This is a genomic window from Ferrovibrio sp. (genome assembly GCF_017994015.1).
Lineage (GTDB): Bacteria > Pseudomonadota > Alphaproteobacteria > Ferrovibrionales > Ferrovibrionaceae > Ferrovibrio.
The window spans coordinates 165,807-172,574 of sequence record NZ_JAGOLP010000005.1; the positions used below are offsets into that span (position 1 = coordinate 165,807).

Here is a 6,768-nt window from a genome sequence, read left to right on the forward strand (position 1 = left end):
TCAGCGCCCCGCCCTGCCGCCTGCGGCTTCACGCAGCATGTTGCGGGCGATCACCAATTGCTGAATCTGGCTGGTGCCTTCATACAGCCGGAACAGCCGCACATCGCGGTAGAAACGCTCCACGGCATAATCCTGCATATAGCCCGAGCCACCATGGATCTGCACCGCACGATCGGCCACACGGCCAACCATCTCGGAAGCAAACAGCTTGCAGCAGGAAGCCTCGGTTGAAACAATTTCGCCGGCGGCATAACGCCGGGCCGCATCCTGCACCATGCAGCGCGCCGCATAGGCCTCCACGCGGCTATCGGCCAGCATCGCCTGCACCAGCTGGAATTCTGCAATCGGCTGGCCGAACTGCTTGCGCTCGGCAGCATAGCTTAGGCTTTCATGGATCAGCCGCTCGGCCACGCCAACACACAAAGCCGCGATATGCAGCCGGCCACGATCCAGCACCTTCATCGCGGTTTTGAAACCCTGGCCCGGCTTGAGGCCGATCACATTGGCCGCCGGCACTTTCACATCCTCGAATACCACATCGGCTGTATGGGCGCCGCGCTGGCCCATTTTCTTGTCTGGCGCGCCGATCCGGATGCCCGGCGATTTGGCATCAACGATAAAGGCCGTCACCCCGCCGGCGCCCTTGTTGCCGGCATCGGTGCGCGCCATCAGGGTGAAAATCGCGGCATGCGGCGCATTGGTGATGAAGCGTTTGGTGCCATTCACCACATAATGGTCGCCGTGCAATTCGGCGCGGGTGCGCAGCGCGGCGGCATCCGAACCGGCTTCGGGCTCGGTCAGCGCGAAACTGGCCACCATCTCGCCGGAAGCCAGCCGGGGCAGATAGTGGCGTTTCTGCGCCTCGGTGCCATCAATCAGGATACCCTGGCTGCCGATGCCGACATTGGTGCCAAACATGCTGCGGAAGGCCGGCGAGGTCCAGCCCAGCTCAAAGACCAGTTCCACTTCCTCGGCCAGATTCAGCCCCAGGCCGCCATATTCCTCTGGGATCGACAGGCCGAACAGGCCCATTTCAGCAAAAGCGGCGCGAATATCTTCAGGGATGCGGTCTTCATCGGCTACCTGGCGCTCCAGCGGCACCAGCCGTTCGCGCACGAAGCGCCGCAGGGTGTCGCGGAATTGATCTAGGACATCTCTATCCATGGCAGGGGACTCGCGGTGAACGCAGAGGAATGGCGTGTTTTATTATCGGGTTGTGAATGACAATATCGCATAGCACAACCATCAGGGGAAGCCTATCGGCGGAACAGCAGAGCCGCGATCCAGCCTGCCGCCACCGCCAGCAGCACCGCCATGAAGCCGTAAACCGCCGGTTCGCGGCGCGAGAAATCATAAACTTCCTGCTCGATGCCCTGCTTGTCGACAAAGAGCGGCGTCGATTGCGCGGCAATCACCCGGTCGTCGCGGATCAGGTAAACTTCAGTGGTATAAGTGCCCACCGGCACGGTGGAGGGAAAACTGATCTCGGTGCGGAACAGCTTGGGGCCAAGAAACACCACACTCGGTTCCTCGCGGTAGAGGCCATCCTGCTTCTTGTGGCGCAGGATTGCATCGCGGTGCGGCCTTGTATCCGGTTCCGGGCCGGTATTGGCAAAACGGAAACGTAGGTTGTTGGCGCCGATTTGCAGCCGCGCCAGCAGGTTGGGCGCACCAATTTCGCCGAGCGGCCGGGTTGAGGCCACGGCATAATAGGCCGGCACACCCTCAAAGCGGATCGGCGAGCGGTTGAGCCAGATGCCGGCTTCGCGCTTTTTCTGCCGCACCACTGCCGGGCCGCTCGGGCCGCGCACCACCACCACAATATCGCCCGGCTCGTCGATCGAGCCGAATAGCAGCAATTCGGTGCCGGTGAAGCTGGAAGTGATGGCGATCAGATGCGCTGAAAGATCGGTCACCAGCGGTGCATCGGCCGGCACCACGGCCGAGGACAGGCCGCGCTGCGCCAACGCTTCGCCAGTCGGGCCAAGCAGCAGCAATAGCAGCAGGATGGCGCGCCGCATCATCGCAACTGACCCGGTTCGAGCGAATAGATATCGGCCGGCGGCAGCACCAGTTCGATGGCGAGATAGATCGCCACTGCCAGCACCATCAGCGCCAGCAGGCCGCGCAGATGTTCGCCGCGCAGCTTTGCGCCCGCCCGGGCGCCAAATTGCGCCCCCACCACCGAGCCAACCAGCAGCACCAGCGCCAGGGTGACATCCACGGTCTGCGTGTTGATGGCATGCAGCATGGTGACATTGGCGGTGACAAAAATGATCTGGAACAGCGAAGTGCCAACCACCGCCGCCGCCGGCATACCGAGCAGGTAGATCATCGCCGGCACCAGCAGGAAGCCGGCGCCCACGCCCATGATCGCCGCCAGCACACCCACCACGGCGCCCAGCAGCAAAGGCAGTAACGCGCTGATATAAAGCTGCGAACGCCGGAAACGCATCTTGAAGGGCAGCGCCTTGAGCAGCGGGTGATCGTGGAAGCGCTTGAACTTGCGCGGCGGCCCCGGCTGCGGCGAACGCAGCAGGCTGCGCAGGCTTTCCACCCCCATCAGGCCGCCGACCACGGCCAGGATCAGCACATAGGACAGGCCGATCACCAGATCGAGCTGGCCCAGCGCATGCAGCAGGGTGAACAGCCAGGCGCCCAGGCTGGAGCCGACCAGACCGCCGATCAGCAGCATGGCGCCCATGCGGAAATCCACATTGGCCTTGCGCCAATGGGCATAGAAGCCGGAAACGCTGGCCGCCACCACCTGATTCGCCGAGGTAGCCACCGCCACCGCCGGCGGGATGCCAATGAAGATCAGCAGCGGCGTGAGCAGAAAGCCGCCGCCAACGCCAAACAGGCCGGATAGATATCCCACCGCGCCGCCCAGCCCGAGCAGCAGCCATATATTGACCGACAACTCAGCAATGGGCAGGTAAATCTGCATTGGCCTGGCGATACTCGAAAGAAGCTGTTAGGCGGCGGCGCGCTCTGCGGCGGGATGACTGGAAACGCCTGCAAGCTGCAATTCACGGCCCATGCGGCCAGTGAGGAAGCAGTAATACATGCGGAAATCCGAAATCAGCGACCAATGCGGATATTTGAACGTGGCCGGGCGATTCTTCTCGACAAAGAAATGCCCGATCCAGGCCGGGCCATAGCCGCAGAGCAGGCCGGCCAGGATGAACCAGGGATTCCCGGTCACCGCCAGCGCCACCAGCATACCCAGCGCCAGTGTGGTGCCGAAATAATGCCAGGCGCGAGTAGTCGGTTTAGCATGCTCGCGCAGATAGTAGGGCCAGAAAGCCGTGTAAGTGGTAATACGTTCATCCGCCATGGCAATTTCCTCCATGTGCTGGTGCGGTGTTGTCGCAGCATAGACCTGGGGGGCATGGTTTTCCACAACCTATTCGGCCAAACTGGATTGCCGTAGCGGCGCCCGCAAGAATCCAGTTGACGTTTACGTTAACGTAAACTAAGAGTCCGGCATTCCACGGCCCCATTCAGGGAGGCGTCCTGTGTCGGAAAAAACCTTCACCATCACTGATCTCTCGCATGAGTTCAAAGTGACGGCGCGTGCCATCCGGTTTTACGAGGATAAGGGCCTGCTGCATCCTTCGCGCCAGGGCATGAACCGGGTTTACACCAAACGCGACCGCGCCCGGCTGATCCTGATCCTGCGCGGCAAGCGGCTTGGCTTCAGCCTCGCGGAGATCCGCGAGATGATCAATCTTTACGACCTCGGCGATGGCCAGACCGAACAGCTTCGCGTGACGCTGAAGCGTTCGGTGGACCGGCTCAAGGCGCTGGAAGCGCAGCGCCGCGATATCGATGCCGCCATTGGCGAACTGCATCGCAGCGTCGGCATCCTGGAGGAATATCTTGGCCTCAAGGAACGCGGCGCCAAGGTGCCGAATATCGATGATTTTGTAAAAACCCGCAGCGACGCCATGCTGAGCGTTGCCGAGTAACACCACCAAACCCAAACCGTCTGCTTTCTTTTTACCTATCCAGGGAGAAAACGCCCATGCGCAACGTCGTCATTGCCGCCTATGCCCGCTCGCCTTTTACGCTCGCCCGCAAGGGTGCGCTGGCCAAGGTGCGGCCGGATGACCTGACCGCTCAGGTGCTGAAGGCGCTGATCGAACGCAGCGGCGTTGATCCGAAGGCGATTGAGGACGTGATTGTGGGCTGCGCCTTCCCAGAAGGTGAGCAGGGCCTGAATGTCGCCCGCCTGATCTCGTTCCTGGCCGGCATCCCGCAGGAAGCTGCCGGCACCACGGTGAACCGTTTCTGCGGTTCGTCGATGCAGAGCATCCACCAGGCTGCCGGTGCAATCCAGATGAATGCCGGCGAGGCTTTCATCTGCGCCGGCGTGGAAAGCATGACCCGGGTGCCGATGGGCGGCTTCAACACGCTGCCGAATCCGAAGCTTTTGCAGGATTATCCGCAGGCTTATGTCTCGATGGGCATCACGGCGGAAAACCTGGCCAAGAAATATTCCATCGACCGTGCCACCCAGGAGCAGATGGCGGTGGAAAGCCATCGCAAGGCCGCTGCCGCGCAGCAGGCCGGCAAGCTGAAAGACGAGATCGTTGCCATCATCGACGGCAACAACCGCGTTGAACTGGATGGCTGCATCCGCCCGGATACGTCGGCGGAAGGCCTGGCCGGGCTCAACCCGGCTTTCGACGCTGCCGGCACCGTCACCGCCGGCACCTCCTCGCCGCTGACCGATGGCGCCTCGGCCACCCTGGTCTGCTCGGAAGATTTCGCCAAGGCGCATGGCTTGAAGCCGCTGGCCCGCATCCGCTCGGTGGCGGTGGCCGGCTGCGCGCCGGAATTGATGGGCATTGGCCCGGTGCCGGCGACCGAGAAGGCGCTGAAGCGCGCCGGCCTGAGCCTGAAGGATATCGACATCGTTGAACTGAACGAGGCTTTCGCTGCCCAGGCGCTGGCCTGCGTGCGCCAGGCTGATTACGACATGAGCAAGGTCAACCTCGATGGCGGCGCCATTGCACTGGGCCATCCGATGGGCGCCACCGGCGCGCGCATCACCGGCAAGGCCGCCGCGCTGTTGCAGCGTGAAGGCAAGCAGTTCGCGCTCGCCACCCAGTGCATCGGTGGCGGCCAGGGCATCGCCACCGTGCTTGAGGCGATCTGAGCCGCAGCCTGGGAGGAGTTCAGACCATGACCGAGATCAAAAAAGTTGCCGTCATCGGCTCCGGCGTGATGGGTTCCGGCATCGCCGCCCATGTCGCCAATGCCGGCATTCCGGTGCTGCTGCTGGATATTGTGCCAAAAGGCGCCAATAACCGGAATGCGCTGGCCGAAGGCGCGATCCAGAAGATGCTGAAGACCAAGCCGGCGCCGTTCATGCATCCGCGTGTCGCCAAGCTGGTGACGCCGGGTAATATCGAGGACGACCTGGGCAAGCTGGCCGATGTGGACTGGATCTGCGAAGCGATCATCGAGAATGTTGATCTCAAGCGCGACCTCTATGCCAAGCTGGAACAGAACCGCAAGCCCGGCTCCATTGTCACTTCCAACACTTCCACCATCCCGCTCGACCTGCTGACCCAGGGCCTGCCGGAAAGTTTCGCCGCCGATTTTGCGGTGACGCATTTCTTCAATCCGCCACGCTACATGCGGCTGTTTGAATTGGTGAAAGGCCCCAAGACCCGCCCGGATGCGATTGCCGCCTTGCGCCGCTTTGGCGACGAGAAGCTGGGCAAGGAAGTGGTGGATTGCAAGGACCGCCCGGGCTTCATCGCCAACCGCATCGGCATCTACTGGTCCACCGTGGCCACCGCGCTGGCCTATGACATGGGCCTGACCGTGGAGGAAGCCGACAGCATCATCGGCAAGCCGACCGGCATCCCCAAGACCGGCATCTTCGGCCTGGCTGATCTGACCGGCATCGACCTTGGCCCCTATGTGGTCGGCTCGATGCTGAAAACCCTGCCGCCGAGCGATGCGCTGCCGCAATTCCACAAGGCCGATCATCCGTTGAATGCCTTGATGCAGAAGATGATTGCTGAGGGTTATACCGGCCGCAAGGGCAAGGGCGGCTTCTACCGCAATCGCGGCAAGGAAGCACTTGATCTGCAAAGCGGCGAATATCGCCCGAAGCAGCGCCCGAACCTGGCCTCGGTGAAGGCGGCCCGCAAGGGCCTGCGCGCCCTGGTGGAGTTTGACGACAAGGGCGGCAAATATGCCTGGGGCGTGCTGAGCCGCGTGTTGAGTTATGCCGCCGATCTGGTGCCGGAGATCGTTGACGACATCGCCGCCGTGGATGTGGCGATGAAGACCGGCTATGCCTGGAAATATGGCCCCTATCAGCAGATCGACCAGCTTGGCACGCAATGGTTTGCCGACAAGCTGAAAGCCGAAGGCCTGCCGGTGCCGCGCATGGTGGAGATCGCCGCCGGCCGCCCCTTCTACAAGGAAGAGAATGGCAAGGCTTATCGCCTGATGCCGTCGGGTGACTATGCCGAGATCGTGGTGGAACCCGGCGCCTGGACGTTGGCCGACATGAAGCGCGGCAAGCAGCCGGTGCTATCCAACAAGGGCGCCAGCATCTGGGATCTGGGCGACGGCGTGGCCTGCCTTGAACTGCACACCAAGATGAATGCGGTGGATGCCGATATCATCGCCATGGTGAAGGAAGCGGCCAAGATCGACAGGAAGGGCTTCAAGGCGCTGATCATCGGCGGCGATTATGACAATTTCTCGGTCGGCGCCAATGTCGGCATCGCGCTGTTCCAG

General features: G+C 62.2%; 7 protein-coding genes. 3 read left to right on the plus strand and 4 right to left on the minus strand.

From position 1 onward, the window contains the following. From KBB36_RS05465 to KBB36_RS05480, 4 genes are all read right to left on the minus strand, one after another. Positions 1–1,164 (minus strand): acyl-CoA dehydrogenase family protein, encoded by a 1,164-nt coding sequence (locus KBB36_RS05465; protein ID WP_290977806.1) that lies wholly within the window; start codon positions 1,162–1,164, stop codon positions 1–3. A gap of 92 nt (positions 1,165–1,256) precedes the next feature. Further along, positions 1,257–2,024 carry a TIGR02186 family protein gene (locus tag KBB36_RS05470; protein WP_290977808.1) on the minus strand — a complete coding sequence of 256 codons (768 nt, stop codon included), beginning with the start codon at positions 2,022–2,024 and terminating at the stop codon, positions 1,257–1,259. Beyond that, positions 2,021–2,947, minus strand: coding sequence for a sulfite exporter TauE/SafE family protein (locus KBB36_RS05475; protein ID WP_290977809.1), 927 nt, complete (start codon positions 2,945–2,947; stop codon positions 2,021–2,023). Before KBB36_RS05475 ends, KBB36_RS05470 begins: the two co-directional genes overlap by 4 nt. A 27-nt stretch (positions 2,948–2,974) precedes the next feature. After that, on the minus strand, positions 2,975–3,337 hold the full coding sequence (locus KBB36_RS05480) for a DUF962 domain-containing protein (protein ID WP_290977811.1): 363 nt from the start codon (positions 3,335–3,337) through the stop codon (positions 2,975–2,977). 181 nt (positions 3,338–3,518) lie between these two features. Between KBB36_RS05480 and KBB36_RS05485 the strand changes: the two genes are divergently transcribed. The 3 genes from KBB36_RS05485 to KBB36_RS05495 form a co-directional block, all read left to right on the plus strand. Continuing rightward, positions 3,519–3,971 carry a MerR family DNA-binding transcriptional regulator gene (locus KBB36_RS05485; RefSeq protein ID WP_290977813.1) on the plus strand — a complete coding sequence of 151 codons (453 nt, stop codon included), beginning with the start codon at positions 3,519–3,521 and terminating at the stop codon, positions 3,969–3,971. A gap of 56 nt (positions 3,972–4,027) precedes the next feature. Then, on the plus strand, positions 4,028–5,164 hold the full coding sequence (locus KBB36_RS05490) for a thiolase family protein (protein WP_290977814.1): 1,137 nt from the start codon (positions 4,028–4,030) through the stop codon (positions 5,162–5,164). A 26-nt stretch (positions 5,165–5,190) separates the two neighbouring features. Next, positions 5,191–6,768, plus strand: a 1,578-nt coding sequence (locus KBB36_RS05495; protein ID WP_290977815.1) for a 3-hydroxyacyl-CoA dehydrogenase family protein, incomplete at its 3' end; no start/stop codon positions are given.

Coding starts and splice junctions, on each gene's coding strand:
- KBB36_RS05490 (WP_290977814.1), top strand. CDS start 4,028: ATGCGCAACGTCGTCATTGCCGCCTATGCCCGCTCGCCTTTTACGCTC.
- KBB36_RS05480 (WP_290977811.1), bottom strand. CDS start 3,337: ATGGCGGATGAACGTATTACCACTTACACGGCTTTCTGGCCCTACTAT.
- KBB36_RS05465 (WP_290977806.1), bottom strand. CDS start 1,164: ATGGATAGAGATGTCCTAGATCAATTCCGCGACACCCTGCGGCGCTTC.
- KBB36_RS05470 (WP_290977808.1), bottom strand. CDS start 2,024: ATGATGCGGCGCGCCATCCTGCTGCTATTGCTGCTGCTTGGCCCGACT.
- KBB36_RS05475 (WP_290977809.1), bottom strand. CDS start 2,947: ATGCAGATTTACCTGCCCATTGCTGAGTTGTCGGTCAATATATGGCTG.